This is a genomic window from Caballeronia humi, assembly GCF_001544475.1.
Lineage (GTDB): Bacteria > Pseudomonadota > Gammaproteobacteria > Burkholderiales > Burkholderiaceae > Caballeronia > Caballeronia humi.
Map to the genome: position 1 here is coordinate 1 of NZ_FCNW02000151.1, position 2,338 is coordinate 2,338.

2 protein-coding genes are annotated in these 2,338 nt (G+C 58.1%); one reads left to right on the forward strand and one right to left on the reverse strand.

Annotated elements, in window-relative coordinates; all coding sequences use genetic code 11:
- Positions 1-426: 426 nt before the first annotated feature.
- Positions 427-993, reverse strand: a complete 567-nt coding sequence (locus tag AWB65_RS36550; protein WP_087671230.1) for a hypothetical protein — start codon at positions 991-993, stop codon at positions 427-429.
- Between the two features lie 424 nt (positions 994-1,417).
- On the opposite strand from AWB65_RS36550, the gene AWB65_RS34640 reads away from it, so the two are divergent.
- Entirely contained in the window at positions 1,418-2,149 is a 732-nt protein-coding gene (locus AWB65_RS34640) for a Crp/Fnr family transcriptional regulator (RefSeq protein ID WP_087671231.1), read from the forward strand.
- Positions 2,150-2,338: the final 189 nt, after the last annotated feature.

Here is a 2,338-nt window from a genome sequence, read left to right on the forward strand (position 1 = left end):
CAGTTGCTCAGCCGACGTTCGTCAGGTGGGGGAGTTTGAAGTGACCATACCCGGAGGAGTTTGACCGACCGCCGGGGTGCTGATCGGGGGCGTAACTCCCGTTAGACGATACGGTTGGGTCCACGCCGTGTGACGCGTCCCATTTTTGAGATGCGTGTGCAAAGTCACTCTCAGCGTTCGCCGCAGCCGGGGCAGGTTCGGACGGCGCGGTCGTTGATGTTACCTCTGCGACCTTTGTTTGATTGGTGGGTTTTTCAAAATCTGACATATCTCTCTCCAGTCGGTAAGGCGTCGCGCGGTACGTCGTGCGGCACTCGGATTCAATTTACTTTGCACCATTGCTCGCTCATAGCGTGTTATGCGAAAGGATCGCCTAACGCGACGCGCGTAGGCGTGCACGCTGTCTCGCAAGCCGCGTGCCGTCCATCATCGTTTGACCTGTACAGATCCGTGCAGCGCCAGGTGGTGACGCCGCCTATCGACAAGCGGGAAAAGCCCCCGCCTTCGTGTCCGGCCGCGAAGCATCGGGTACCGGTAGTAGACGACAACATCGATGCAGTGACGCGCTGAATCAGCGCTCAGGTCGCCCCGTGCGTGATTTTCATGGGACCTCGTCGAAAAGTGCCGATTGCAGGACCTGCTGACGATTGGGGCAAAGTCTTCCATCAGACACACTGGGCTCCGCTGCTGCAAATGCAACGCTCCGTCGCCGAGGTGAAGCTCGACATCGTCCATCGCAGCGGGACGATCGTGCCAATGGTCATCAACGCGACACGTCAGTGCTACGGCGACGATGAGTTCGACGACTTCGCCCTGCTGGTCGTGGCTGACCGCCATAAATACGAGCGTGAGCTGCTCAGGACCAGACAGCAGGCCGAAGCTGCGCTGAAGGCCAAACTCGCAGCACAGAAGCGAGCGCTCATCACAGACGATTCCGTCTGCGTCGGCCGGATGGGCAGGGACGGTGCCGCGTCGCCGTGTGCGGTCAGCCACCCGCGCTGGCGCGCCGGCGCAACGTGGTTTGCTCGTCGAGCGCCAGCACCGTTTGGGCGGACTGGGCGTCTGAGAACCCTTCCGCGCCTTCTGCCATGCGGTGGAATTCTCTACCCATCCACCGCTTTATGCTCCGCTGTTTCCTCACTCCGAATTCGACGCTGCTGTAGGGAACCTGTGCTGCGCCTCCATGCGCTTTTACAACCGCATCCCTGATATGGAAGAAGCGAATCGATGACGAATTGCATGCGCAGGGGCGTGCGCTGGGCACGCTATTCAAAAGGTCATTCTTCGCCAAACGTTTGCGTTGGATGGCTCGCTCAATATCAGCAGCGATATTAGGAACCTGTTACTTGGAGCGCCCCAAAGGACCAAGTCTTGCTCATCCAACGAAGCGCTCGAGCGCATTACATCCATAGCTCACATGCTCACATCACTATCCGATCTACACGGAAACCAGCTTCTGCGGGGTCTGCCGTGCCGTGAATGGCAGGCGCTTGCTGTGCACCTGGAACTCGTCGAGTTAAAATCCTCAGATGTTTTATGCTGCGCCGGGCAACGCATGCGGTACGCGTACTTTCCGATCTCCGCCACGGTGTCACTTGTACAGGATATGGAAGACGGTAGGTCAATTGAGGTTGCCGCAGTGGGGCGCGAGGGTACGACCGGATCGGCCCTCCTGGCCGATGTTGATGTGCTCCCGTGGAGCATTGAAGTTCAGTGCGCGGGTGCCGCCTACCGTATTCCGACGAGCGCGCTAAAAGAACAACTCAAGCGCTGCGAATATCTTCGCCGGTGCATGACGCTTTATGTCCAAGTGCTCTTCACTAGGGCGGCCCAACTCGCCGCATGTCACCAACATCACTCCGTGGAACAGCGGCTCTGCCGCTGGATTCTGGACGCGGTCGATGCAACGCTTGACGACACGATTGACACCACGCAACAGCGAATCGCTGATCTGCTTTGCGTTCGCCGGGAAGGCATCACCGGTTGTGTAGTACAGTTGCAAAAAGCGGGGCTAATTTACCCATCCAGAGGACGAGTCAGGATGATCAATCGACGAGGGATGGAGGCTCGTGCGTGCGAGTGCTACGCGATAACGAGGAACGAGGTTGAAAGGCTACTTTCCGTCCGTTTAGTCGCCAAAGCCGCCTAAAGCATCGGCCGTCAAGCCGTCACGTCTAGCATTGCTGCTCCACACAAGCCGGGTCGAAAATTGAGTTAGAGACGGTTTCAAAAAGACATGAAGGGGGCTGTTAACTTCATGCACATGCTGTAATGGGATGGTCCCCCCCGCCTCTCAGCGGGTAGGCTGGAGTTAATTTCCACCGGAGGCCATTTCCAT